We start from the raw sequence: 26,318 nt of genomic DNA, 5'->3' as shown, positions 1-26,318 counted from the left end.
TGACGACTATCAAGCCCGGATGATGTTTTCTGGGGAGGCTTAGGGTTTGTCTGAATGCGGCGCAGGCGCTTGGTGATCGCGGTCGCGGCCGCTGTCCAGGCTGGCCTGCAGCATGGCGGCGACCTTGGCGATGCACTGGCGCAGCCAGACGACTTCCGGGGCGCCGTGGCAGCGGCGGTGCCACAGCAGGTAGAAGCGCATGGGCGGAAACGGCAGCGGCGCGGGCAGGATGGTGATGGGCAGATAGCGCGCGTAGTGCTGGGCGAATTGCCGGCCGGTGGTGAAGATCAGGTCGGTGCGCAGCAGCATGCCGGCCACCTGGCCGAAATACGGGATGGTCATCTGGATGTTGCGCCGCAGGCCCTGGGACGCCAGATGGCCGTCGATGAAGCTCTGGCGTGCGGTCACGTGGGGGAAGGGCGCCAGATGCGGCAGTTCCAGGTACTGCTTCAGGTTGAGTTCGCGGTGGGCAGCCGGGTTCTGGCTGCCGATCATGCAGACGACCTCGTCGTCGAACAGCCGCGCCATGTGCATCTGCGGCGGCGGTTCCAGCCAGTTGCCGATGACCACGTCCAGGCCGCCGTCCTCCAGGCCGCCGGCGTAGTCGTACTCGGCGTTGATCGGGTGTACGATGAACTTGGCGTGTGGCGCCTCCCGGCGCAGGATTTCGGCGATGTTCGGCAGGAACATCGCATCCAGATAATCCGGCGCCCCCAGGTGAAATTCGCGCGTGGTCCGGGCCGGGTCGAACGCCCCCGGCGGCTGGGTGATGCGCTCGATCGCGCTCAGCGCCTCGTTGGCGTGCGCCAGCAGTTCCAGGCCGCGGGCGGTGGGTACCATGCCGGTCTTGCCGCGTACCAGAATCGGATCGCCGGTGATGTCGCGCAGACGGCGCAGCGAATTGCTCAGGGCCGGCTGCGATAGCCCCAGCTTGATGGCGGCGCGCGAGACGCTTTGTTCGGTCAGCAGGATCTGCAGGATGCGCAGCAGATGCGTGTCCATGGGGTCGCGGGTTCGTTGCATCGGCCTATTATTCACGGGCCCGCCCTGCCCGTCTACCGAATCCCGGCATGATGTTCCCCATCATTGCCGGTGAATGGTCGGGGCGGTTGCGCGGTGATATTGTGGACGCAAGGGAACCGCAGACCGCCCGAGCCCGCAGAGGCACGCGGCGCGAGGACTTGTTCAGCGGTTCCAGACCTGCTCAATGAAAAGAGGGATGCGATGGAGACCGAGGTGATTCGCTTTCACTATCGTGGCCAGACCCACGAAGTTGCCGACCAACCCACGACCCGCACGGTGCTGCAGTATCTGCGCGAAGACCTGGGCTGCATGGGGACCAAAGAAGGCTGCGCCGAAGGCGACTGTGGCGCCTGTACCGTCATGGTGGCCGAGCCTGATGGTCACGGCGGTGTGGCGATGCGGGCGGTGAACGCCTGCATCCAGTTCCTGCCTACGCTCGACGGCAAGGCGCTGTACACGGTCGAGGACCTGCGCGGCGAAGACGGGGCGCTGCATCCGGTGCAGCAGGCCATGGTCGATTGCCACGGCTCCCAGTGCGGCTTCTGCACGCCGGGTTTCGTCATGTCCCTGTGGGGCATGTACCTGGCGCACGGCGCCAACGATCCGGCGCCCACGCGCACCGAAATCGACGATGCGCTGTCGGGCAATCTGTGCCGCTGCACGGGCTATCAGCCCATCGTGCGCGCCGCCGGCGAAATGTTCGACTATCCGGCCGTGACCTTCGATCGCGCCGCCCTGGCGGACATCCTGGCCGCGCTGCAGCGCGACGAGGTCTTCACCTACACGCATGACGGCCATACGTTCCATGCGCCGCGCACTCTGGCGCAACTGGCGCAGTTGCGCGTGGCCTATCCGGACGCCCGCATCCTGGCCGGCAGCACCGACGTGGGCCTGTGGGTGACCAAGCAATTCCGCGACCTGCCGCACCTGATCTACATCGGCCAGGTGGCCGAACTGCGCGATATCCACCTGGAAGGCGATGACCTGCTCATCGGCGCGGGCGCGCTGCTGAACGACGCCTTCGACGCGCTGGTCGAACACCTGCCGGAACTGGCCGAAATGCGTCAGCGCTTCGCGTCCTTCCCGATCCGCAACGCGGGCACGCTGGGCGGCAACGTGGCCAATGGCTCGCCGATCGGCGACTCCATGCCGGGTCTGATCGCCCTGGGCGCCAGCATCATCCTGCGCCAGGGCGACCGCGTGCGCGAAATGCCGCTCGAGGACTATTACCTGGGCTACCAGAAGAACGCGTCCGAACCCGGCGAGTTCGTGCAGGGCCTGCGCGTGCCCGTGCGAGTGGCCGGCCGTCAGTTCCGTCACTACAAGCTGACCAAGCGTTTCGATCAGGACATCTCGGCGGTGTGTGCGGCCTTTGCCGTGGTGCTGGACGCATCCGGCGTGGTCCGGTCCGTGCGCACCGGTTTCGGCGGCGTCGCGGCCACGCCCAGCCGTGCGCGCGCCGTGGAAGCCGCCCTGCAGGGCCAGCCCTGGGACGAAGCCCATGTGCACGCCGCGATGGATGCCGTGGGGCAGGATTTCAAACCCCTGACCGACATGCGCGCCAGCAGCGAATACCGCCTGCTGGCCTCGCGCAATCTGCTGTACCGCTTTTATCTGGAAACCGCCCCTGGGGCGCCGTTGGCGACGCATCAGGTCAGTACGGCCGCGCTGGCCGACATCGCTTGAGGGAGCCGTCATGAACATGCGTATCCATTTGCCGGACGAACTGGACCGGCTGGCCGTCGGCAACGACAGCATCCCCCGGCCCGTCGAGGGCGAACTCGCCGCGGGCGCCTCCAGTCCGCACGAGTCCGCCGTGCTGCACGTCACCGGCGAGGCCGTCTACACCGACGACATCCCCGAACTGCGCGGCACGGTCTATGGCGCCCTGGGTCTGTCGGCCAAGGCGCACGCCCGCGTGCGCGGCATGGACCTGGACGCGGTGCGCCGCGCGCCGGGCGTCGTCGCCGTGTTCACGGCCCGCGATATCCCGGGTGAGAACAACTGCGGCCCGGTGGTCCACGACGATCCCCTGCTGGCCGACGGGCTGGTCCAGTACGTGGGCCAGCCCTTGTTCCTGGTGGTGGCGCGTTCGGTGGACGCCGCGCGCCGCGCTGCGCGCCTGGGCCAGATCGACTACGAGGAACTGCCCCATCTGCTGACACCGGTGCAGGCCAAGGAAGCCGGTTCCCGCACCCTGCCCGACATGCGTCTGGTCCAGGGCGACGTCCAGGCGGCGCTCGCCGCCGCGCCGCGCCGCCTGCAGGGGACGTTCGACTGCGGCGACCAGGAGCAGTTCTACCTGGAAGGCCAGATCGCCTACGCGGTCCCGCGCGAAAAGGACGGCATGCTGGTCTGGTGCTCCACCCAGCACCCGACGGAAATGCAGGCCGTGGTCGGCCATACGCTGGGCTGGCATGCTCACCAGGTTCAGGTCGAGTGCCGGCGCATGGGCGGCGGCTTTGGCGGCAAGGAATCCCAGTCGGCGGTCTTTGCCTGCCTGGCCTCGGTCGCCGCGCACCGACTGCAACGTCCGGTGAAGCTGCGGGCGGACCGCGACGACGACATGATGATCACCGGCAAGCGCCACGGTTTTCATTACGACTACGAAGTCGGCTACGACGACGAGGGCCGGATCCTGGGCATGCGCCTGGACATGACGCTGCACTCCGGCTTTTCCGCCGACCTGTCCGAGGCCGTCGCCAGCCGCGCCGTGTGTCACTTCGACAATGCCTACTACATCCCGGCGGCCGACGTGCGCGCCATGTGCGGCAAGACGAACACACAGTCGAACACGGCCTTCCGCGGCTTTGGCGGCCCGCAGGGCGCGCTGCTGACCGAGGTCGTGATCGACCGCATTGCCCGTGAACTGGGCCGTGACCCGCTGGACGTGCGTCAGACGAATTTCTACGGCATCGACGAGCGCAACGTCACGCCCTACGGCCAGGTGGTCGAGGGCAATCTGATCGAACCGCTGGTGGCCGAACTGGTCGCCAGTTCCGACTACCGGGCGCGCCGCGAGGCGGTGAACGCATTCAATGCCTCCAGCCCCATCCTGAAAAAGGGCCTGGCGCTGACGCCGGTGAAATTCGGCATTTCCTTCAACGTGCCGGCCTTCAATCAGGCGGGCGCGCTGGTGCACATCTACCGCGACGGCTCGGTGCTGGTGAACCACGGCGGCACGGAAATGGGCCAGGGCCTGAACACCAAGGTCGCTCAGATCGTGGCCAATACCCTGGGCCTGGATCTGGACTGCGTGCGCGTCACGGCCACCGATACGTTCAAGGTGGCCAATACCTCCGCCACGGCGGCCTCCACGGGCACTGACCTGAACGGCAAGGCGGCCGAGGACGCCGCGCTGCAATTGCGCACGCGCCTGGCTGATTTTGCCGCCCGAAAATACGGCGGCAAGGCCGAAGACGTGGTCTTTGCCTGGCGCCAGGTCAACGTCAACGGCCGCAATATTCCGTTCGGCCAACTGGCCGACGAGGCCTACTGGGATCGTGTGCAACTGTGGTCCGACGGTTTCTACGCCACCCCGGGCATCGTCTGGGACAAGGCCACCATGCACGGCCGGCCGTTCTTCTATTTCGCCTTCGGCGCAGCGGTGTCGGAAGTGGTGGTGGACACGCTGACCGGCGAATGGAAACTGCTGCGCGCCGACATCCTGCATGACGTCGGGGCGTCCATCAATCCGGCGATCGACCTGGGTCAGGTCGAAGGCGGCTACATCCAGGGTACGGGCTGGCTGACCACCGAGGAGCTCTGGTGGCGCGACGACGGCCGTCTGATGACGCATGCGCCGTCCACCTACAAGATCCCGGCCATCAGCGACTGCCCGCGCGATTTCCGCGTGCGCCTGTTCCGGACGCAGAACCTGAAGGACACCGTGCACCGTTCCAAGGCCGTGGGCGAACCCCCGCTGCTGCACGGCATCAGCACCTTCAACGCCCTGTGCGACGCGGTGGCGGCGGTGGGCGACGGGCGGACTTCGCCCGATCTGCGGGCGCCGGCCACGCCGGAAGCCATCCTGAAATCGGCCGAGAACCTGCGCAAGCGCAGCGCGGCCTAGCCGCCTGTACCCATGCAGGATCAAAGGAGCCAGTGATGCACGCATGGATCGATCAGGCCCTGTGGTGCCTGGATCGGCAGCAGGCGGTGGTGCTGGTCACGGTCGCCTGGGTCCAGGGATCAGCCCCGCGCGAGGCCGGGGCGAAGCTGCTCGTGTCCGCCGACCGCCAGTGGCTCACCATTGGCGGTGGGCACCTGGAATGGAAGGCTGCCGAGTTCGCCCGGGCACGTCTGTGCGCGGACGATGGCCCCGACCGCTGGGTCGAGGCCCTGCCCCTGGGACCGGCGCTGGGTCAGTGCTGTGGCGGCATGGTGCATCTGCTGTTCGAGCGCCTGCGGGAATCCGACCGGACCTGGTTGGGCGCCTTGCGCACCGGCTTGCAGTCACCGGCCGGCTGTGTCCGCGAAGTCGGCCTGGGCGGCCCGGGTGTGGAGCCCTGGGTGCGCGTGTCCGCGCTGGACGCGGCGGCCGACGACCTCTCTGCGGCCGGCCCGGATACCGACCGGTTGCTGCGCCCCGATCCCGTCCCGGGCTGCCTGACGCTGCGCGAGGCCGTGCGCCCCGATCCCTTGCATGTGGTGGTCTTCGGCGCGGGCCACGTCGGTCAGGCGCTGGTGCACATCCTGGGTACGCTGCCGTGCCGGGTGACCTGGGTGGATGCGCGCGACGATCTGTTCCCGGATGGGGTGCCTGCCAACGTGACGATCGAGGCGACCGACACGCCCGAAGCCGTGATCGACGCGGCCCCGCCCGAGAGCTGTTTTCTGATCATGACCCATGACCATGCGCTCGACCAACGGCTGTGCGAGCAACTGCTGCGGCGCGACGACGTGGCGTATTTCGGCCTGATCGGTTCGCAGACCAAGCGGCGCAAGTTCGAGCACCGGTTCCGCGCGCGCGGCATCGCGCCCGAACGGGTCGCGCGCATCGTCTGCCCCATCGGCGAGCCCGGCATCGAGGGCAAGCAGCCCGCCGTGATCGCCGTCGCGGTCGCCGCCCAGTTGCTGCGCCTGCGATCCGAACGAGAACGGCAGGCCGCCACGCCGGTACGCGCCGAAGCCCCCGCTCATTAAAGGAGACACGATGACCGCTACGCCCCCGTCCGCAGCCCCGGACACCGCCGGCCCGCAGGCCTACCGCGCCCAGTTGCTGTATTTCCGCGATACCCCCAAGGCCGAGGATGAAGCCTGCGAATGGGTCCACGACGGCCTGCTGGTCGTGCGTGACGGCCGCATCGAGCAGTGCGGCGACTACGACCGGCTGATCGGCGGCCTGCCCCCCGGCACGCCGGTGCATGACTGGCGCGGCCGCCTGATCACCCCGGGCTTCATCGACACCCACATCCACTATCCGCAGACGGACATGATCGCCTCGCCGGCGCCGGGCCTGCTGCCGTGGCTGGAAACCTATACCTTCCCGACCGAGCGGCGCTTCGAGAACCCGGAATACGCCCAGGACGTGGCGCGCTTCTTCCTGGATGAACTGCTGCGCTGCGGCACCACCACCGCGCTGGTGTACTGCACCGTGCACCCGGGGTCGGCCCAGGCCTTCTTCGAGGAAAGCCACACGCGCAATCTGCGCATGGTGGCGGGCAAGGTCATGATGGATCGCAACTGTCCCGAATACCTGCGCGACACGGCCGAATCCGGCGCCCGCGACAGCGAGGATCTGCTGCGCCGCTGGCACGGCACGGGGCGCCAGTCGTACGCCCTGACGCCGCGTTTCGCGCCGACCTCCACGCCCGAGCAGCTCGGCCTGTGCGGCGAATTGGCCAAGCGCTATCCGGACGTGTTCATCCAGTCGCACGTGTCCGAGAACCGCGACGAGGTGAAGTGGGTCATGGATCTGTTCCCCGGCTATCGCAGCTACCTGGACATCTACGACCAGTACGGCCTGCTGCGGCCCCGCTCGGTCTACGGGCACTGCGTCTGGCTGGACGATGACGACCGCCGCCGCATGCGCGACGCGGGCGCCGTCGCCGCCCACTGCCCCACGTCCAACCAGTTCCTGGGCAGCGGCCTGTTCGACTTCACTGCGGCCAGGAACTTCGGCATGCCGGTGGCCCTGGCCACCGACGTGGGGGGCGGCTCGTCCTTTTCCATGCTGCTGACCATGAACGAGGCGCACAAGGTCGCGCGCCTGTCCGGCCATTACCTGACGGCGCGGCGCATGTTCTGGCAGGCTACCCAGGGCGCTGCCAAGCACCTGGGCCTGACCGGCCAGATCGGCACGCTGGAGCCCGGTGCCGAGGCCGACTTCATCGTCCTGGACCCCAAGGCCACGCCGCTGCTGGAGCGCCGCAGCGCCCTGGCCGACTCGCTGGAAGAGCTGCTGTTCGCCCTGGCGATGCTGGGCGATGACCGCGCCATTGCCGCGACTTACGCGGCGGGGCGGGAAGTGCACCGGCGGCGGCAATAAAGACCTGCCATAATCGGGCGCATGGAAAAATTCATTGATTCTGCGCGTCCGACCCGGCTGCCGCCGCTGATTCCGTTCTCCAGCTACGAGGACGCCGACGCGGCGGTGGACCGGCTGCTGGAAATCTACCGGCGCAATACGGCGTTCATCCGCGACGCCTTTCGCGAATACTGCGTGAATGGCCTGGAAACCGGCCAGCGGGTGCGCGCCTGCTATCCGGCGATCCGCATCCGGGTGAATTCCTACCAGGAAGTCGACAGCCGCCTGTCCTATGGACACCTGGTCGAGCCGGGCATCTACATGACCACGGTCACGCAGCCCGCCCTGTTCCATGACTACCTGCGCGAGCAGGTGCGTCTGCTGCTGCGCAACCACGGCGTGCCGGTGGAGATCGGCGAGTCCGACATGCCCATCCCTCTGCATTTCGCCTTCCCGGAGGGCGAATACGTCGAGGGCGAGTATTCCGAGGCCCCGGGCCATGCTTTGCGCGATCATTTCGACGTGCCCGATCTGGCGGTGACCGATGACGCCATCGTCAACGGCACCTGGCGCGGCCGCGCCAATCAGCCCCGGCCTCTGGCGCCCTTCACTGCGCCGCGCATCGACTATTCCCTGCACCGGCTGCAGCACTACACCGCCACGTCGCCAGGGCATTTCCAGGACTTCGTGCTGTTCACCAACTACCAGTTCTACGTGGACGGCTTCGTCCAGTGGGCGCGCGAGACCCTGGCCTCGGGTGCGGGCGGCTATACGGAACTGGTCGAGCCCGGCAACCGCATCGTCACGCGGGACACGCTGGACGAGACCCGCGAAGGGCCGGCCCCGCTGCCGCAGATGCCGTCCTACCACCTGAAACGGCCCGGGCACACCGGCATCACGCTGATCAACATCGGCGTGGGGCCGTCCAACGCCAAGACCATCACCGATCACGTCGCCGTGCTGCGGCCGTCGGCCTGGCTGATGCTGGGTCACTGCGCCGGGCTGCGCACCACCCAGCGGCTGGGGGATTACGTGCTGGCCCACGGCTACGTGCGCCAGGATCACGTGCTGGACGATGACCTGCCCCTGTGGGTGCCGGTGCCGCCGCTGGCCGAGGTCCAGGTCGCCCTGGAACAGGCCGTGGCCGACGTGTCCGGACTGTCGGGCTGGGAACTGAAGAAAATCATGCGCACCGGCACGGTCGCCACGATCGACAACCGCAACTGGGAACTGCGCGACCAGCAGGAACCGGTGCAGCGCCTGTCGCAGTCGCGCGCCATCGCCCTGGACATGGAATCCGCTACCATCGCGGCCAACGGCTTCCGCTTCCGCGTGCCCTACGGCACGCTGTTGTGCGTGTCGGACAAGCCGCTGCACGGCGAACTGAAGCTGCCGGGCATGGCCACCGCCTTCTACCGCACCCAGGTCAACCAGCACCTGCACATCGGCATCCGGGCGCTGGAACTGTTGCGCGAGATGCCCGGCGAGCGCCTGCACTCGCGCAAGCTGCGCAGCTTCATCGAGACTGCGTTCAAGTAGACGGCGGCGTCTGCGCCCGGCGGACGGCACCCAGATCCGTCACTCCGCTCAGACGCGGCCGGTCGGGCTCGATCTCGCGCAGCGGCGGTGTCTCGATCATGCTGCCGGCGCTGCGTCCGACCAAGGCCTGGTATTCCTGGGTGGCCAGACCTTTCCAGCGCAGATCCTCGTCGGTGATGGCGCGGACGACGCGTGCGGGCGAGCCTGCCAGCAACTGACGGGGCTGGCCCTGGAAGCCGATCTTCACGAAACTCATGGCCGCCACGATGCTGTCGGGTCCGATCACGGCACCGTCCATGACGACCGCGTTCATGCCGACCAAGGTGTTTTCTCCGATCTCGCAGCCGTGGATGATGGCGCCATGGCCGATGTGACCGTTGCGCCTGACGATGGTTTCAGCGTCGCTATAGCCGTGCATCATGCAGTGATCCTGCAGATTCGAGCCTTCCTCCAGGATCAGGCGCCCGAAGTCGCCGCGCAGGCTGGCCAGAGGGGCGACATAGACGCCGGGGCCGACGATCACGTCGCCGATCAGGACAGCGGTGGGGTGGACGTAAGCGCTGGGATGGACAACCGGCGTCAGGCCTTCGAACGAATAACAGGGCATGGGAGACTCCGAAAAAGGGGATTCCAGATGGGACGCGATGCGACCGTCAGGTGGGCCTTGATGTGGCCCCTGGTGAGGGGATGGATTATCATCCGGATGCCTCAAGGGAACGTTTCTTGCCCTCGCTCACCCTTCCGCCGGATCATCCATGGCTCTGCGCGCCACCATTTACAAAGCCGAACTCCACGTCGCGGACAATGACCGCGCCTATTATGGCACCCATGCCGTCACCGTCGCCCGGCATCCGTCCGAGACCGACGAGCGCCTGATGGTGCGGCTGCTGGCCTATGCCCTGTGGGTCGAGGCCGACGAACGGCTGGTCTTCACCAAGGGCCTGAGCGACACGGACGAGCCGGACCTCTGGAACCTGGATCTGACCGGCGCGATCGTGCAGTGGGTCGAGATCGGCCTGCCCGACGAGCGCCGCTTGCTGAAAGCCTGCGGCCGGGCCGATCAGGTCATCGTGCTGGCCTATGGCCGGGGCGCGGACGTTTGGTGGGCCGGGGTGCGCGACAAGCTGGGCCGGGCGGCCAATCTGCAGGTCTGGGTCCTGGAGACCGAGGCCTCGCGCGCGCTGGCGGCGCTGGCCGAGCGCAACATGAGCCTGAGCGTGAACATCACGGATCGCACGGCCTGGGTGTCATGCGAACGTGGGGACGTCAGCCTGGAAGTGCGCTGCCTGCGCGAGGCGGGCTGAGGCGGCCGGGCCCCGGACGCACGATGTGGCGCGGCCCGTTGCGCGGCTCACTCCAGCAGCATCTTCACTGAGACGATCAGCGCCATGACCACCATCAGGACGCGGATCAGTTTGTGGCCGCGCGTGACGGCCAGGCGCGCGCCGATGGTGCCGCCGATCCATTGGCCCGCCAGGATCGGCAGGCCGAAGGCCCAGGCGATGTTGCCGTGCAGGGCAAAAAAGACCAGGGCGGCGCTGTTGCTGCACAGGTTCAGCAGCTTGGCGTGCGCCGTGGCCTTGAGCAGGTTGAAACCCAGCAGCGTGACGCAGGAGATGGCCAGGAAGGTGCCCGTGCCCGGGCCGAAGAAGCCGTCGTAAAAGCCGATCAGCGGCGCCACGGCGGCGGCGTACAGGGCGGGGGCGATGCGCTGGGCGCGGTCCTCGGCGCCCACGCGGGGCGACAGCAGGAAATACAGGGCGAAGCCGATCAGCAGAAAGGGGATCACCTGGCGCAGCACGCCGCTGTCGATGCGTGTCAGGGCGATGCCGCCCGCCAGCGATCCCAGGAAGGCGCCCAGCATCATCCAACGGCTGCGCTTCAGGTCGATCTGGCGCATGCGCAGGAAATGCAGTGTGGCTGCGGTCGCTGCCGCGACGCCTCCGACCTTGTTGGTGGCGATGGCTACCCCGGGAGGCAGGCCCGCCGCCAGCAGCGCCGGGATGGTGATCAGGCCGCCGCCGCCGGCGATGGCGTCGACGACACCCGCCAGCAGCGCGACGAAGAACAGCAGAACAGCGACGTCGAAGGTGATTTCCATGGGGTGCCGCGCAACGGGCGTGTTCAGCCCCGCGGGGCGTCGATAAAGGTCGTGAGCAGATTCAGGAAGGCTTCGGGCTGCTCGAACGGCGCCAGGTGGCCGCTGTCCAGTTCGGCGTAGCGGGCGCCGACAATGGCGTCCGCCAGGGCGCGGGCGTGCTCCTTGGGCACCATGGCGTCTTGCGTGCAGCCGATGACCAGGGTAGGTGCCGTGATACGGTGCAGCAGCGGGCGGATGTCCAGGCGCGTGTCGAGCAGGATCTGGCGGGTGATGCCTTCCCAGCGGTTGGAGACGACGACGGCATCGGCCCATTGCCGCAACTGGGCCGCGTCCATGCGCCCCAGAAAAGCGGGGCTGAAGCCGGTCAGCAGGACCAGCCGCGCGAAGTCGTGGGGGTCGTGGCGGATCAGGTTGAGCCAGAGTTCCGACTGCATGCGCAGGCGGGGATCGTCGCCGGTGGGAAATCCGGCCAGCAGGGTCAGGGAGCGGACACGCTCGGGGTGTTCAGCGGCCAGATGCGCGGCCACGCAGGCGCCCAGCGAAAACCCGGCCAGATCGAAGGTGTCGGCGCCCGCCGCTTCGGCTGCCGCGAGCACCTGGGCCGCCAGCAGCGCCAGGCTGAATTCGCCGGGAGGATCGGTGGTTTCACCCGAACCGGAGTAGTCGGGTCGGATGACCGTTCGGCGGGCCGACAGGGGTTCGACCAGGTGGCCCCAATTGCTGTGCAGTGTGCCACCCGTGCCGGCCACCAGCACCAGCGCCGGCCCTTGTCCGTCGACGGCGTAGGCGACGTGAGTACCAAGAATTTCGACAGTGCGCATGCGGGCTCCTGAAGGCGCGAAAAACCGGCGGACCGTGGCCCGCCGGGTGAGGAACTGAATCCGGGATTCAGCGCTTGGCGATGTCGGCCTGCGCCTGCTTCACCAGGTCGGGGCCGATCTGCTTGGCCCATTTGTCGAACACCGGCTGGGTGGCCTTGGCGAAAGCGCCGATCTGCTCGGGCGACAGCACGGTGACCTTCACGCCGTGGCTTTCGATTTCCTTGAGCAGGGAATTGTCGGTGTTGGTCACGCCTTTGCGGGCGATGACGATTTCCTGGCGGCCGGCCTCGATGGCGGCTTCGCGCACGATTTTCTGGTCGGCCGGCGTCCAGGAGTTCCAGACGTCCTGGTTGACCACGAAGACCAGCGGATCGGCCACGTAGTTCCACAGGCTCAGGAATTTCTGGCCGACGTCGTAGAGCTTGGCCCCGGCGTAGATGGACAGCGGGTTTTCCTGGCCGTCGACGGCGCCGCTGGCGAGCGCGGGCTGGGCGTCGGCCCAGCTCATCTGGGTCGGGTTGGCGCCCAGAGCGGTGAAGATGTCGATGTACAGCGGCGAGCCGACCACGCGCAGTTTCATGCCCTTGACGTCCTCGGGGGTCTTGACCTCGCGTGCGGAGTTGGACAACTGGCGGTAGCCGTTTTCACCCCAGGCGAGCGGCACCACGCCTTTTTTGGCGATGATGCCGAACAGATCCTCGCCGACCTTGCCCTGGGTCAGGGCATCGATGGCGGGGTAGTCCGGCATCAGGAAGGGCAGGGAGAAGATATTCAGTTCCTTGACCTGCGGGGACCAGTTGATGGTCGAGCCGATGGCCATGTCGATCACACCCTGGCGGATGGCGGTGAATTCGCGCGTCTGGTCGCCCTGGACCAGGGAAGTGCCCGGATAGACCTTGATGTTGATGCGCCCGCCGGTGCGCTCGCGCACCAGATCGGACCAGATCACCGCCCCCTGGCCCCAGGGGAAATTGGTGCCCACGACGATGGACAGCTTGTATTCGGATTTGTAGTCGGCGGCCTGGGCCGGCAGGGCGGTGACCAGGGCCGTGCAGGCCAGAGCGGCGGCGCCGATGAGTTGTTTGAAGCGCATGTCAGTCTCCTCTTTGAAAAATCAGTATCCCAGATAGTGCGGCAGCCAGAGCGCGATCTGCGGAAAGATCACCACCAGGACCAGAGTGCAGAGCATGCCGCCCACCAGCCACATGACCCACGGCACCGTGCTTTCCATCGGGATGCGGGCGATCTTGCTGGAGACCATCAGGTTGACGGCCACCGGCGGCGTGAACTGGCCCACCGCGACCATCAGCGTCAGCACCACGCCCAGCCACACCAGATCCCAGCCGAAGGCCTGGGCGACCGGCAGGATCAGCGGCACGAAGATCAGGAAGATCGAGATCCCGTCCAGGAACATGCCCGCCGCGATCAGCAGCAGGATCAGCAGCGTCAGCACGCTGTACTGCCCCAGGCCCGAATGCACGATGGCATTGGTGATGGGATCGATGATGGACAGGGTGGACAGCGACCAGGCGAAGATCCCCGCCAGCGTGACGATCAGCATGATGACGGCGGACAGTTCGCCTGCCTCGCGCAGGATGGGGAACAGGTCGCGCACGCGGATGGTGCGATGCACGCACATGCCGATCAGCAGGCCGTAGAACACGGCGACCACGGCGGCCTCGGTGGGCGTGAAATAGCCCATGCGCATGCCGCCCAGGATGATGACGGGGGCGGCCAGGCCGGGGATGGCCTCGAACAGGCTGCGCCAGAAGGGCGGACGGGGCTCGGCGCGGGCGGCCGCGCCCATCTTGTGGCGCCGCGCCAGCCAGACGGCCGGGATGATCAGGCCGATGCCGGCCAGGATGCCCGGGAACATGCCCGCCGCGAACAGCGCCGGCACCGAGGCCTGCGGCACCAGGACCGAATAGACGATCATGGCGATCGAGGGCGGAATCAGGATGTCGGTGGCCGCGCCCGCCGCCACCACGCTGGCCGAATAGGCGCGCGGATAGCCGGCGCGGTTCATGGCACCGATCATGATGGCGCCCACGGCGGCGGCGCAGGCCGGGCCGGAGCCGGAGATCCCGCCCAGGAACATGGCGACGGTGATGGCGACCACGGCCAGCATGCCGGGGCCGTTGCCGGTGATGGCCTGGGCCAGGCGCACCAGCCTGGCGGCGACGCCGGAGCGGTCGAAGATCGAACCGACCAGCACGAACATGGGGATGGCCAGCAGCGGGTATTTGGCCAGGCCGGCATAGAAGCTCTGCGAGACCGCCATCAGGCCGAACCAGTGCGTGTCTGGGTTGGCCAGGGCGATGGCCAGCGTGCCGGCCGCCCCCAGGGCGATGCCCACGGGCACGCCGATGACCATCAGGATGATGAACAGCGCGAACAGCAGCGTGGGGATCATGGCTGCCCCCAGGCGCGTCGCAGGATGCCGGCCAGCCGCAGGGTGATGACCGCCGACAGCACCGGCAGCCACATGGAATACCACCAGGTGGGCACACCGATGGCCGGCGAGGTGTCGCCCCAGTTGTATTCGTCCAGGGCCATGCGGCCCAACAGGATGGTCAGACCGGCGAAGAACAGCAGCGATACGGTGCCTGCGGTCAGGGCAAAGCGCCGCCGCCGTTCAGGGCTGCCGCCGTCGGCCAGCAGCTCGATGCGGATGTGCAGCAGGCGGACGAAGGCCGAGGAACTGGCGCTCAGGGTCAGCACGATCAGCAGGAAGATGGAGATTTCCTCGGTCCAGGCGAAGGACTCCGCCGTCAGGTAGCGGACAATCACATTGGCCAGGGTGATGCACGCCAGGGCGCCCAGGGTCAGTACCGTCAGCCAGTCCTCGAATCGCAGCGGGACACGCAGGGGGGGATCGGCGGGCGAGGCGAAGTCGGAGAGGTCGTCGGCGCCGGAATCGGCAGCGTGGTCGTCGGGCATGGATCAGGACTCGTCGGTCAGCGCCAGCATCGTGCCCCGGCAGGCGGATGCGCCGCAGCGGCAGCGGTAATGGCGTTTCAGCGTGCGGGTGAGAGGCTCGTCGATTACCAGACCGTAGTCGTAGAGCAGTTCCGTGCCCGCCGGGATGTCCCGCAGCGCGTAGATCGCCACGCGGGTGCCGTCGTCGTTTTCGCGCGCTTCGCAGTTGGGCGCGCAACCGTGGTTGATCCAGCGGGCATCGTTGCCGCGTTGGCCGCCATCGATCACCCGCCCGCCGCTGAGCGCGAAATAGAAGGTGTGGTAGGGGTCGTCGGGATTGACCGGCCAGCGGGCGTCGGCCTGTTCCGGCGTCAGGCGCCGCCCGGCGTAGTCCAGGATCCGGGTGTCGGCGGGGATGTCGCGCGCGGCGAAGACGCCGGTGCCGTGCAGGGTCGAGACGCGCACGATGTGCCAGGACAAGCGGGGGGTGGCCATGGGATGCGATCGGAAAGGGACAGGATCGAAAAGGGATAAACTGGCCCTCATTATCCTTGGGATGTCGTCCGCAAGTCCACTCGTCCCGGCGGTGATCCCGCCGGGTGCCACTGCGCATGAGGGGCCGGCCCGGTATCCCCGATCCTTCCGTCCAGGTGAACCGCCCGTGAATGCTCCTCATCCCGTCCAGGCCGCTCAGGCCGCCGCTCCCGCCCTCGACCGCAATGGCGCCGAAGTCCTGCTGGACACGCTGATCGCCCTGGGGGTGGACACGGTGTTCGGCTACCCGGGAGGCGCGGTACTGCCACTGTACGACGCCCTGTACGCCGAGCCGCGCATCCGCCACATTCTGGTGCGCCACGAGCAGGCCGCCATGCACGCCGCCGAGGGTTACGCACGCTCCACGGGCCGCCCCGGCGTGGTCTTCGTGACTTCGGGGCCGGGGATGGCGAACACCACCACCGGCCTGCTGGATGCGCTGTGCGATTCGATCCCGGTGCTGTGCGTCAGCGGCCAGGTGGCGACCGGCGCCATCGGCACCGACGCCTTCCAGGAGTGCGACGCGGTCGGGATCTCGCGCCCGGTCACCAAATGGAACGCCCAGGTGCGCCGGTCCGAGGACATCGCCGATCTGGCGGCCAAAGCCCTGCGCCTGACGCGCGCCGGTCGTCCGGGCCCCGTGCTGCTGGACTTTCCCAAGGATCTGCAGATCGCCCGCGTGCCGCCGGAGCACGCCGTCGCGGACGTGGAGCCCGAGACCGCCGCCGAGCCGCTGGCCCCGGTCACGGAAGCCGCACTGAAACGGGCCGCTGCGCTGATCGCTCGCGCCCGCCGTCCGGTGTTCTACGGCGGGGGCGGCCTGATCAATTCCGGCCTGGACGCCTGCCACGCCTTTCGCGGCCTGGTGCAGGCGACCGGCGCGCCCTGCACCCTGACCTTGATGGGTCTGGGGGCCTATCCTGCGGACGATGCCCAGTTCCTGGGCATGCTCGGCATGCACGGCACGCTGCAGGCGAACCTGGCCATGCACCATGCCGATCTGATCGTCTGCGTGGGCGCGCGCTTTGACGACCGCATCACCGGCCGGCTGTCGGATTTCTGCCCGCACGCCGACAAGATCCATCTGGACATCGACCCGGCCTCGATCGACAAGGTCGTGCGCGCCGACGTGGCGCTGGTGGGTGACTGCTATCCGCTGCTGCGCGCCCTGCACAAGGAACTGGGGCAGTATCCGCTGGAATCCGGACGTCTGGACGAATGGTGGCAGCGCATCGCCGTCTGGCAGGCGCGCGACTGCCTGAAGTTCCCCCCCTCGGACGAGGTGATCCTGCCCCAGGACCTGATGCGGCGCATCGACCGGCTGCTGGCCGGGCGCGACGCCGTCGTGTCCACCGACGTGGGCCAGCACCAGATGTGGGCCGCCCAGTACATCGGCATCGACCGGCCCAACCGCTGGTTGACCTCCGGCGGGGCGGGCACCATGGGCTACGGACTGCCGGCCGCCATCGGCGCGCAGATTGCGCATCCGGACAAGCCGGTGGTCTGCGTCAGTGGCGACGCATCCGTGCTGATGAACATCCAGGAATTGGCCACGGCCACGCAGCATCGCGCTCCGGTCAAGCTGATTCTGTGCAACAACGGTCACATGGGCATGGTGCGCCAGTGGCAGGAACTGATCCACGAGGGCCGCTACAGCCACAGCTACAACGCTTCGATCCCGGATTTCGTGGCCCTGGCCCAGGCCTTTGGCTGGGGGGCGGCGCGGGTCGAACACCCGCGCGACCTGGACGCGGCGCTGGCCGCCTGCATGGCGCACGACGGCCCGTATTTCCTGGACGTGGCGGTGGTGCCGCTGCAGAACTGCTTCCCGATGATGCCGGCCGGCTACGGTCACCAGCAGGTGATGCTGTCGGAAGACACCTGGTATGTAGAAGAATAGTCAGGCGTCAGACACACCGCCCGCCGTCCACTTCCAGACAGGTGCCGGTGATGAAGGAGGCCTCGTCCGAGGCCAGATACAGGCAGGCGTGGGCGACGTCGTCCGGGGTCGAGAACCGGCCCAGCGGGATGCCGGCGGTGAATTTCGCGCGGTTTTCCGGCGTGTCCGGCATGCCCATGAATTCCGTCAGCAGGCCGGTGGCGCCCACCACGGGATTGACGCAGTTGACGCGGATGCGGTCGGGACCCAGTTCGGCCGCCATCGAGCGGCTGAGGGTCACCACGGCGCCTTTGGTGCCGTTGTACCAGGTCAGGCCGGGACGCGGCCGCAGGGCCGCCGTGGAGGCGATGTTCACGAACACGCCGCCGCCCTGCTGGCGGAAATGCGGCACAAAGGCCTGGGCGCTGAGGTAGATGCTTTTGACGTTGATGGCGTAGATGCGATCGAACTCGGCCTCGGTGACTTCGAGCATCGGCCGGTTGCGGTGCGTGGCGCCGGCGTTGTTGACCACGATGTCCAGGCCGCCGAAGTGTGCCAGGGACTGGGCCAGCAGGCCGTGCATGCTGGCTGCGTCGGCGACGTCGACATGGGCGAATTCGGCCTGGCCGCCGGCTGCCCGGATCTGCTCGACGGTCTCGCGGCCGTTCGTATCGTGGATGTCGGCCACGAGCACCCGGGCGCCCTCGCGGGCGAAGACCGAGGCGATTCCCCGGCCGAATCCGGAGCCGGCCCCGGTGATGAGGGCGGTCTTGTCGCGCAAACGCATGGGTCTGTCTCCTGGCGTGTGAAGGGTCTCAGGCATCCTGGCCGTAGCGGATCGCCACGGTCTTCAAGGTGGTGAATCCCAGCAGGGCCTCGAAGCCCTTTTCGCGGCCGTGGCCGCTGGACTTGACCCCGCCGAAGGGCAGTTCGACGCCGCCACCTGCTCCGTAGTTGTTGACGAAGACCTGGCCGCAGCGCAGATGGCGGACCATGCGCAGTTGCCGCGCCCCGTCTCGGGTCCAGACCCCGGCCACCAGGCCGTAGTCGGTCGAATTGGCCAGTGCCAGGGCGTGCGCTTCGTCGCGGAAGGCCTGCGTGATCAGGACCGGACCGAAGATTTCCTCGCGGGCCAGGGCGCTGTCCGGGGGCACGTCGCGCAGCAGGACGGCCTCCTGGTAGTAGCCGTCCGGCGGTGCGTCGTCCAGGATGCGGCCCCGGGCGGCTTCGATCAGGCCCTCGTCGTGGGCTGTGTTCAGCAGCCGGCGCACGCGGTCGTATTGCGTGCGGTTGATCAGCGGCCCCAGGTCGGCGTCCGACGCGGGCGGCCCGGCGCGCAGGGCGCGGAAGCGTTCGGCGACGCGCTCGACGAAGGCGTCGTGGATGCCGGCGTGGACCAGCAGCCGGCTGCCTGCCGAGCAGGTCTGGCCGCTGTTCTGGATGATCGCATTGATGACCGCCGGCAGGGCGGTGTCCAGATCGGCGTCCTCGAACACGATCTGCGGCGACTTGCCGCCCAGTTCGAGCACCACCGGGCAGTGATGCCGCGCGGCGGCCTCGGCGACCCGCTGACCGGTGAGGGTGGAGCCGGTGAAGGACAGGTGGCGGATGCCGGGGTGGGCGCTCAGGGCCGCGCCGGCCTCGGCGCCGTAGCCGGTGACGACGTTCAGCGCCCCGGTCGGAAAGCCCACGCGGGCGGCCATTTCGGCCAGGTACAGGGTGGACAGGCTGGCGTCCTCGGCGGGCTTGACCACGCAGGCGTTGCCGGCCGCCAGGGACGCGCCGACGCTGCGGCCGAATATTTGCGCCGGGTAGTTCCAGGGGATGATGTGGCCAGTGACGCCGTGCGGCTCGCGCACCGTCAGCGCCAGGGTGCCGGTGTCGTAGGGCAGGGTGTCGCCGTGCAGCTTGTCGCAGGCGCCGGCATAGTATTCGAAGTAGCGCGCCAGGGCGACGATGTCGTTGTGCGCGGTGCGCAGGGTCTTGCCGGTGTCGCGCGCTTCCAGGTGGGCCAGGGCGTCGGCGTCGTCCAGCACGGCGCGGCCCCAGGCTGCCAGCAGGCGTCCCCGGTCGCGGGCGCAGGTCATGGCCCAGGGACCGTCGAAATGTTCCCCCATGGCCGCCTGCGCAGCCCGTACGGCCAGGTCGATGTCTTCCGCCGAGCCCCGGGCGATGTGGCCGAAGATCTGGCCGTCCGCCGGATCGATGACCGGGATGGTGCGCTCGTCAGGCACGGGCCGGCGGGCATTGGCGATGAAGTGATGGGCAGTCATGTCCGGGATCGCGAGAGTGGGCCTGTTCATGACTCTAGCGGGTTTCGGCGCCGCGCGATAGGGCGGCCGCCGGCTGCGCCTACAACTGCACTTGTGCCGCGCCGATGCCTTCAAAGACGGCAAGCACGCGCTCACCCGCCTGGGCATCCTGAATGCCCACCCAGGTGCCCGTGGTGACGACCGTGCCTGCGGGGACGACGTCGCCGTGGCGGGTGGCATGACGCAACCAGGCGGGCAGGCACCAGGTGGGCGAACCCATCGGATGGGTGCCGCGCCGTTCCACGACGGCCCGGTCGCCGATTTCGACGCGGCAGCTTTGTTGCGCCCAGTCGCGTGCCTGCCAGGGGTGCCATTCGCCCAGGACCAGGGCGCCGTGGCATTGCAGATCGGCCAGGCGCATGAGCGGGGGAGCCTGCATGCATTCCTGCCAGCGCGAGTCTACGACCTCGATGGAAACGGCCATGGCGTCGATCAGTGCGCTTGCGCTGGCCTCGTCCAGTCCCGCAGCCGTGGCCTGGTCGACGTCCCGGCCCAGGCGCAGCGCCACTTCGGCCTCGATGCCCCGTTGGTGGAAGAGGAACGCGCCCGCCGCGGCCGGGCTGCGCCACACACCGGCCGGCGGCAGCGGTGCATGCGTCAGCACGGCTTCGCGGTTCGGGCCGCCCGATTTCCAGCAGGCGGGAACGCGGGTGTCGAACCAGCCGAACGCGTCGGCGATGGCTGCCTGGACTGCATAGGCCTCGTCCGCCGTGGACAGTGCGCGATCGCAGTCGGCCGCCGCCGTGGTTCGGCCCTGGTGCCGCGCCTGGATGAGTGCATCGATGACCGGTTGGAGCGCAGCCTGGGAGGGGATGGAGGACAGCGTAGAGGGCATGGGTAAAGGTTCCGGAGAAAGAAGAATGGGGTGCGAGCGGCGAAGCCCGCGCGGTCAGAGGTCGGGCCAGCGGTGCGCCCAGGGAGCGGCCGCTTCGTAGGCTTCGCCCAGGTCCAGCAGCCGGTCGTCGGCGCCGAAACGGCCGATCATCTGGATGCCGATGGGCAGGCCGTTGGCCGCCGGCGCCACCGGCACGGCCAGGGCCGGCAGGCCGGCCGCGTTGACCCAGCCCGTGAACACGGCGTGACCGCGCGGGCCGACCGGCTGGCCGTCGATGACGGGAGGGTAAGCCTCGTGGGCCGGCCAGGGCAGGGCGGCGGCGGCGGGAGTGACCAGTACATCGTACTGCGCGAATGCCCGCTCGCAATCGCGCCGCAGCAACTCGATGTCTTCCAGCACCGCCCACAGGCGCGCCGCGCTGTGCCGCGCGCCCTGATCGGCCATGTCATGGTATTTCGCCGAGGCCTGCGCGCGCCACTGGGGGAAGCGCTCGAACAGCCGCGCCACGCCCGCCTGCCCGATGATCGGCCAGGCCTGGGTCATGAATGCCAGGTCCAGCGGCATGGAGCCTTCCCGGACATCGTGCCCCAGGTTGCCGAGCACGTCCATTGCGCGGCGGCAGTGGCTGGCGATCTGCGGATCGACCGGCGCGCCGTCCAGGGCCGGCACGTACAGGACGCGCAGCGCCTGGCGGTCCGCTGTCTGGCGGCTTGCTTCGGCGGCGCCCAGAGACTGGCGGTCCTGCGCTTGCGGCCCGCGCAGTGCGTCAAACATGAGCCGCGTGTCGGCCACCGTGCGCGCCAGCGGGCCCACCACTTCCAGGTCGAGCAGCAGGGAGGGCAGGCCGCCGCCGCGCGCGATGGCGCCGATGGACGGTTTCAGCCCCACCAGTCCGCAATGCGAGGCGGGTCGGCGGATGGACCCGCCGCCGTCGGTGCCCAGTGCCAGCGGCGTCACCCCCGCCGCGACGCTCGCGACTGCGCCGCCGCTGGAGCCGCCGGGCGTGAGCGTCGTGTTCCAGGGGTTGACGGTTGCGCCGAACAGCGGGTTGTCGGTATAGCCTTCGAGCGCGAATTCCGGCAGGTTGGTCTTGCCGATGAACAGGGCACCGGCCGCCCGCAGGCGCGCCACGGGCAGTTCGTCGGCATCCGCCCGGTGGTCCCGCAGCGCGGGCGAGCCCCACGTCGTCGGCTGGTCGCCCGTCCGCAGGTTGTCTTTGATGCTGACGGGGATGCCGTCCAGCGCCGACAGCGGGCGGCCCGCCGCCAGGCGTTCAGTGGCCGCCTGCGCATCGCGCAGCATGGCTTCGTCGCGGCGGGCGATGACGGCGTTGAGCGTGGGGTTCACCGCATCCAGGCGCCGCAGGCAGGCCTTGGCCACCTCGGTGGGAGTCAGTGCGCCCTGGCGGTAGCGCCGGCCCAGTTCCGCCGCCGACAGGCGCCAGACTTCGGACAGTTCGGTCATGGTTTCCTCTCGTGTCCTACATGTGGGCCGGCAGCCAGGTGACCAGGTCCGGAATGGTCAGCATCAGCAGCGTGAACAGGATCATGATGATCGCATACGGCACCGCCCCCCAGATCGCGTCCTGGATTCCGCCATTGTCCGGGCGGATGCCGTGGACGACGAACAGGTTCATGCCGACGGGCGGCGTGATCATGCCCAGTTCGCAGACCAGCACGATGAAGATGCCGTACCAGATGGGGTCTACGCCCAGCGCCATCGCAATCGGATAGGTGATGGGAATCGTGGCCACCTGCATGGACAGCACGTCCATGAACATGCCCAGGATCAGGTAGAACAGCAGCAGCGCCAGAATCAGGCCGGTGGCGGAAAAGCCCAGGCCCACCACCCACTTGGTCATCGCCTCGGCCACGCCTGTCAGGCTGATGGTCAGGTTCAGGATGAAGGCGGCGACCATGATCAGCAGAATCATGCCGCTGATGCGCGCGCTGGAAATGAAGCAGTTGCGCATCAGTGCCCAGTTCATCTTGCCGGACTTCCAGACGAAGAACAGGGCCGCAATGACGCCGAGCGCCGCGCTTTCGGTGGTGGTGGCGATCCCGAAGTACAGGCTGCCCATGACCACGCCAAACACGATCGCAGGCGGGACGAAGTGACGCAGCAGGCGGATGCGCTCGTCCAGAGGCACCTTTTCCTCGCGCATGGTCTCCTTGCTCCACAGCGCCGCCCCGGCGATGTAGAGCATGAAGAGCAGGGTCAGCAGGATGCCGGGAATGATGCCGGCGATGAACAGCTTGCCGATGGAATTGCTGGTGAGCGACCCGTAGACGATCATGTTCAGGCTGGGCGGGATGAGGATGCCCAGCGTGCCGCCGGCGGCCAGCGAACCCAGCGAGGACCGCATGGAATAGCCCCGCGCCTGGAGCGACGGCAGCGCGACCGTGCCCACCGTGGCGGCCGTGGCCACCGAGGACCCCGACGTGGCGGCGAACAGGGCGCTGCTGCCGATGTTGGTGTGCAGCAGGCCGCCGGGCAGGCGGCCCAGCCAGGCCGCCAGCGTGGTGTACATGCGGTCTGCGATCCCCGAGCGCAGCAGCAGTTCGCCCAGCAGCACGAACAGCGGAATGCAGGTCAGCAGGTTGTCGTTCTGCACCCCCCACACCACAGGTGCGATGGAATCCAGGAAAGGGATACCGTAGGCGGCGATGCCGCCGACGATGCCCACTGCGGCCATGGATGTCACGATGGGCAGGCCCAGGAGCATCAGCGCCAGCATGGCGCTGAACCCCAATCCGATCATGGCGATACTCATGATGCCTCCTGCTGGCGTTTAGCCAGATCGTCCAGTTCTTCCTTGACTTCTTCCTTCACGCTCTTGGGCGAGAACTCTCTCAGCAGTCCCGCCTCGTCTCCGCGCAGCAGCAGGCGGATGGCGCGCACGCCATACACGGTGCTGATGGCCGCGAATGCGCCCAGTGCCACGAACCAGACCAACTGGGGATAGATCAGCGGCGTGGCCCAGGGCGTGGGCGCGGTGCTGCCGAAGGTCAGCGTGTCGATCAGCACCTGGATCGCGTTCCAGCCGATGAACAGGCCGAACACGGACAGGCTGAGCACCGACAGCACATTGAGCCAGGCCTGCATGCGCTTGGGGAAGAAGTCGTGGAAGACGTCGACGCGGATGTGGGTGCGGCCGATCAGGGCAAGACTGAAGGCCAGCGTCGAGCCGACGGCAAGCGCGTAGCCCCCCAGTTCGTCTGCCCCCTGCAACGAAAAGTTGAACACTTTCCGGGAGATGGTCTCGACCACCACGACCACGGACAGGGTCAGGAAGATGAGCCCGAACAGCGTGCCGAGTACGGTTTCGACACGTGCCAGGCGCCGACCTTGCGGCGGGGCCGCAGTCACGGCTTTGCCGTGACCTGGCCTCGCTGCGGGGCCACTCCGGTCCGCCGCGAATCGCGGCAGGTCTTTGGAGGGCGCGGCGCTCATCATTGGATCCCCACGACCGGCCCGACGGTCTTTTTCCAGCGATCCACGCAGCCCTTGTTGACCTTGTCGCATATCTCGGACCACGAGGGCAGGGACACCTTGGTCACCGCCTGCTTGAGCAGCGCCCGGTCGGCGCCAGAGATCGGCACGTCGACCAGCTTGAACTGCTTGCCGGTCTCGCAGGCCCCGCCGGTGTTGCAACTGACGGCGTCCTTGAACAGGGCTTCGGAATAGACCCAGATGTCGTTCGTCAGGTCGGTGACGGCCTTCTGCAGCGTGGCTTGTTGTTCCGGCGACAGTTTCTGCCAGGCCTTCAGGGTGATGGCGTAGCCGTTGATGGCCATCTGGAAGCCGATCGCCAACTGGTGCGTGGAGACCTCGGGCCAGCCGGACGAGTTGGCCGAGCTGGGGCCGGTGATGGCGCAGTCGACCACGCCCAGCGACAGGGATTGGTGCGTGTCGGCAAACGAGATGGGCACGGGCGTGCCCCCGATGGAGTCGATGAACTTGGCCAGGTTCTGGTCGTACACGCGGACCTTCAGGCCCTTGATGTCGGCGAGCTGGGTGATGGGTTTGTTGCAGAACAGGACCTGTGGCCCGAATGGGAAGACGCCCAGCAGTTTGACGCCGAACTGCTTCTGCAGCCGTTCATCGGCCTGGGGGTAGAACGTGTCCACGACTTTGCGCGCAGTGGCGTAGTCGGGATTCAGGCCCACCAGATCGAAGCCCAGCAGCGTCGGCTCGTCGCGCGCATTCTGGGGAAAGCGCAGCGAGGCGATTTCGAACAGGCCCGACTTCAGCACCCGCAGTTCTTCGGTGTCCTTGATGCCCAGCGTGTCGATGGGCTTGTAGTCCATTTCGACCGGCAGGCCGGTGACCTTGCCGAAGTTCTCGAAAAAAGGCTGCTCTTTTTTGGCCTGGATCAGGCCGGTGGCCAGAGGCTGGCCGATGACCCTGAATTTCTGGGCTTCGGCAGCCGATACGCCCGCGCAAAGCCCTGCGGCCAGTGCGGCCGCCACCATGATGCGTGCATATTTTTTCATTGTTGTCTCCTCGGATGTGGAATTGTGGCGTTTGTCGACACTTATGTATACAGAGGGATTGTCCGGGTCGGATCAGGACGCGTTTTCCAGTGTTTCTTCCCTGTGCGACGCAGAGATTGCGGCTGCGGGTGCGGGTTCGCGCGGGTGGCGGGCCTGCGGCCTGGCGGTCGTGCGCAGTTGTTCCAGCGCGGCGGCCACGCCGTCGCCCTTGAGCTTGACCCCGGCCATGGTCAGGCCCATCTGGCAGCCGCCCAGGGTGGCGACCAGCGTCAGGTCGTTGGCGTCGCCCAGGTGGCCGATGCGGAACATCAGGCCCTTGAGCTTGCCCAGGCCGGCGCCCAGCGACATGTTGAAGTGCTCGTAGATGAGCCGGCGCACCTGATCGGCGTCCACGCCCTGCGGCATCATCACGCCGGTCAGCACCGGGGAATGGCAGGCCTCCTCCACGCACTGGATTTCCAGGCCCCAGGCCCGTACGGCCGCGCGGCAGGCGGCAGCCAGGCGCTGATGGCGCGCGAACACGTGATCCAGGCCTTCTTCCTGGATCATGTCCAGCGCTTCGGACAGGCCGTACAGCAGATTGGTATTGGGCGTGTACGGCCAGTAGCCGGTCTTGTTCATTTCCACGATCTCGTCCCAGGCCCAGAACGAGCGGCCCAGGGTGGCCTGCTCGCTGGCGGCCAGAGCCTTGGGCGAGAGCGCGTTGAAGCTGATGCCGGGCGGCAGCATCAGGCCTTTCTGCGAGCCGCTGACGGTCACGTCCACGCCCCACTCGTCATGGCGGTAATCGGCCGAGGCCAGCCCGGAGATGGTGTCCACCATGAGCAGAGCCGGGTGGCCGGCGGCATCGATCGCCCGACGCACGGACGCGATGTCCGAGGTCACGCCGGTGGACGTTTCGTTGTGCACGACGCAGACCGCCTTGATGAGGTGTCCCGTGTCCTGCCGCAAGCGTGCCTCGATCAGGTCGGCCTGGACGCCACGGCGCCATCCCTCGATGCCGGGCAGGCCCAGGAATTCGGGCTTGAGCCCCAGGCGCTCGGCCATCTTCTTCCACAAGGTGGCGAAGTGGCCGGTCTCGTACATGAGGACGGTGTCGCCCTTGTTCATGGTGTTGCTGAGCGCGGCTTCCCATGCGCCGGTGCCGGAGGCCGGGTAGATGACGACCGGGTGGCGGGTCTTGAAGATCTGGCCGATGCCGCCCAGGACCTTGCGGCCCAGCGCGCCGAATTCCGGGCCGCGGTGGTCGATGGTGGGGTAGCTGATGGCTCGCAGGATGCGATCGGGGACCGGGCTGGGTCCGGGAATCTGGAGGTAATGGCGGCCGGCGGGGTGGAAGTTCAGATTGGGCATTGCGAGCATCTCCTGGCAAGGAATCAGGGGTCAATTC

Annotated in this window: 23 protein-coding genes; 7 read left to right on the top strand and 16 right to left on the bottom strand. The window is 67.8% G+C overall.

The features are described 5' to 3' along the window. Positions 1-39: 39 nt before the first annotated feature. Positions 40-1,023: a LysR family transcriptional regulator gene (locus WA983_RS02105; RefSeq protein ID WP_424251483.1), complete on the bottom strand. Its 984-nt coding sequence runs from the start codon at positions 1,021-1,023 to the stop codon at positions 40-42. 201 nt (positions 1,024-1,224) lie between these two features. Between WA983_RS02105 and xdhA the strand changes: the two genes are divergently transcribed. The 5 genes from xdhA to WA983_RS02080 are packed head-to-tail and all read left to right on the top strand — an operon-like array spanning position 1,225 to position 9,031. After that, complete coding sequence (gene xdhA / locus WA983_RS02100) at positions 1,225-2,709, top strand: xanthine dehydrogenase small subunit (RefSeq protein ID WP_424251481.1); 1,485 nt, start codon at positions 1,225-1,227, stop codon at positions 2,707-2,709. A gap of 10 nt (positions 2,710-2,719) precedes the next feature. Beyond that, entirely contained in the window at positions 2,720-5,095 is a 2,376-nt protein-coding gene (xdhB, locus tag WA983_RS02095; RefSeq protein WP_424251479.1) for a xanthine dehydrogenase molybdopterin binding subunit, read from the top strand. A 35-nt stretch (positions 5,096-5,130) separates the two neighbouring features. Continuing rightward, positions 5,131-6,168: a xanthine dehydrogenase accessory protein XdhC gene (gene xdhC / locus WA983_RS02090; protein ID WP_424251477.1), complete on the top strand. Its 1,038-nt coding sequence runs from the start codon at positions 5,131-5,133 to the stop codon at positions 6,166-6,168. Positions 6,169-6,178: 10 nt separating this feature from the next. Then, entirely contained in the window at positions 6,179-7,513 is a 1,335-nt protein-coding gene (guaD, locus tag WA983_RS02085; RefSeq protein WP_424251475.1) for a guanine deaminase, read from the top strand. A 21-nt stretch (positions 7,514-7,534) separates the two neighbouring features. After that, on the top strand, positions 7,535-9,031 hold the full coding sequence (locus tag WA983_RS02080; protein WP_424251473.1) for an AMP nucleosidase: 1,497 nt from the start codon (positions 7,535-7,537) through the stop codon (positions 9,029-9,031). Here WA983_RS02080 and caiE read toward each other — a convergent pair. Continuing rightward, positions 9,024-9,638 carry a carnitine operon protein CaiE gene (caiE, locus tag WA983_RS02075; protein WP_424251472.1) on the bottom strand — a complete coding sequence of 205 codons (615 nt, stop codon included), beginning with the start codon at positions 9,636-9,638 and terminating at the stop codon, positions 9,024-9,026. The genes WA983_RS02080 and caiE overlap by 8 nt on opposite strands. Before the next feature lie 148 nt (positions 9,639-9,786). Here caiE and WA983_RS02070 point away from each other — a divergent pair, with 148 nt between their 5' ends. Continuing rightward, on the top strand, positions 9,787-10,335 hold the full coding sequence (locus WA983_RS02070) for a YaeQ family protein (RefSeq protein WP_424251470.1): 549 nt from the start codon (positions 9,787-9,789) through the stop codon (positions 10,333-10,335). 47 nt (positions 10,336-10,382) lie between these two features. Here WA983_RS02070 and WA983_RS02065 read toward each other — a convergent pair whose 3' ends face one another. The 6 genes from WA983_RS02065 to WA983_RS02040 all read right to left on the bottom strand — a co-directional run bounded on the left by WA983_RS02065 (position 10,383) and on the right by WA983_RS02040 (position 15,367). Further along, entirely contained in the window at positions 10,383-11,132 is a 750-nt protein-coding gene (locus WA983_RS02065) for a TSUP family transporter (RefSeq protein ID WP_424311535.1), read from the bottom strand. Between the two features lie 23 nt (positions 11,133-11,155). After that, complete coding sequence (locus WA983_RS02060; protein WP_424249142.1) at positions 11,156-11,953, bottom strand: alpha/beta fold hydrolase; 798 nt, start codon at positions 11,951-11,953, stop codon at positions 11,156-11,158. A 67-nt stretch (positions 11,954-12,020) separates the two neighbouring features. Further along, the gene (locus WA983_RS02055; protein ID WP_424249140.1) at positions 12,021-13,046 is read right to left on the bottom strand and encodes a DctP family TRAP transporter solute-binding subunit; all 1,026 of its coding nucleotides are present in this window, start codon (positions 13,044-13,046) and stop codon (positions 12,021-12,023) included. 21 nt (positions 13,047-13,067) lie between these two features. Beyond that, the gene (locus WA983_RS02050) at positions 13,068-14,366 is read right to left on the bottom strand and encodes a TRAP transporter large permease (protein ID WP_424311534.1); all 1,299 of its coding nucleotides are present in this window, start codon (positions 14,364-14,366) and stop codon (positions 13,068-13,070) included. Next, the gene (locus WA983_RS02045; protein ID WP_424249996.1) at positions 14,363-14,893 is read right to left on the bottom strand and encodes a TRAP transporter small permease; all 531 of its coding nucleotides are present in this window, start codon (positions 14,891-14,893) and stop codon (positions 14,363-14,365) included. Before WA983_RS02045 ends, WA983_RS02050 begins: the two co-directional genes overlap by 4 nt. Positions 14,894-14,896: 3 nt before the next feature. Next, entirely contained in the window at positions 14,897-15,367 is a 471-nt protein-coding gene (locus WA983_RS02040) for an SET domain-containing protein (protein WP_424249994.1), read from the bottom strand. Between the two features lie 166 nt (positions 15,368-15,533). On the opposite strand from WA983_RS02040, the gene ilvB reads away from it, so the two are divergent. Then, positions 15,534-17,306 carry a biosynthetic-type acetolactate synthase large subunit gene (gene ilvB, locus WA983_RS02035; RefSeq protein WP_424249993.1) on the top strand — a complete coding sequence of 591 codons (1,773 nt, stop codon included), beginning with the start codon at positions 15,534-15,536 and terminating at the stop codon, positions 17,304-17,306. 7 nt (positions 17,307-17,313) lie between these two features. Here the strand turns inward: ilvB and WA983_RS02030 are convergent, their stop codons facing one another. The 8 genes from WA983_RS02030 to WA983_RS01995 all read right to left on the bottom strand — a co-directional run bounded on the left by WA983_RS02030 (position 17,314) and on the right by WA983_RS01995 (position 26,281). Then, the gene (locus WA983_RS02030; RefSeq protein ID WP_424249991.1) at positions 17,314-18,072 is read right to left on the bottom strand and encodes an SDR family oxidoreductase; all 759 of its coding nucleotides are present in this window, start codon (positions 18,070-18,072) and stop codon (positions 17,314-17,316) included. Positions 18,073-18,100: 28 nt separating this feature from the next. Then, positions 18,101-19,558: an aldehyde dehydrogenase family protein gene (locus tag WA983_RS02025; protein WP_424249989.1), complete on the bottom strand. Its 1,458-nt coding sequence runs from the start codon at positions 19,556-19,558 to the stop codon at positions 18,101-18,103. Positions 19,559-19,637: 79 nt separating this feature from the next. Further along, entirely contained in the window at positions 19,638-20,432 is a 795-nt protein-coding gene (locus WA983_RS02020) for a fumarylacetoacetate hydrolase family protein (RefSeq protein WP_424249987.1), read from the bottom strand. A gap of 54 nt (positions 20,433-20,486) precedes the next feature. After that, positions 20,487-21,896 (bottom strand): amidase, encoded by a 1,410-nt coding sequence (locus WA983_RS02015; RefSeq protein ID WP_424249985.1) that lies wholly within the window; start codon positions 21,894-21,896, stop codon positions 20,487-20,489. Positions 21,897-21,912: 16 nt separating this feature from the next. After that, positions 21,913-23,205 (bottom strand): TRAP transporter large permease, encoded by a 1,293-nt coding sequence (locus WA983_RS02010; RefSeq protein WP_424249983.1) that lies wholly within the window; start codon positions 23,203-23,205, stop codon positions 21,913-21,915. Beyond that, complete coding sequence (locus WA983_RS02005; protein ID WP_424249981.1) at positions 23,202-23,801, bottom strand: TRAP transporter small permease subunit; 600 nt, start codon at positions 23,799-23,801, stop codon at positions 23,202-23,204. The genes WA983_RS02010 and WA983_RS02005 overlap by 4 nt, the downstream gene beginning before the upstream one ends. An 83-nt stretch (positions 23,802-23,884) precedes the next feature. Then, complete coding sequence (locus tag WA983_RS02000) at positions 23,885-24,928, bottom strand: TRAP transporter substrate-binding protein (RefSeq protein ID WP_424249979.1); 1,044 nt, start codon at positions 24,926-24,928, stop codon at positions 23,885-23,887. A 72-nt stretch (positions 24,929-25,000) separates the two neighbouring features. Then, positions 25,001-26,281 carry a pyridoxal-phosphate-dependent aminotransferase family protein gene (locus WA983_RS01995; RefSeq protein WP_424249977.1) on the bottom strand — a complete coding sequence of 427 codons (1,281 nt, stop codon included), beginning with the start codon at positions 26,279-26,281 and terminating at the stop codon, positions 25,001-25,003. Positions 26,282-26,318 lie beyond the last annotated feature (37 nt).

It is taken from the genome of Castellaniella sp., assembly GCF_049650445.1.
Classification (GTDB): domain Bacteria; phylum Pseudomonadota; class Gammaproteobacteria; order Burkholderiales; family Burkholderiaceae_B; genus Castellaniella.
This window is presented reverse-complemented; position numbering and strand designations above follow the sequence as displayed.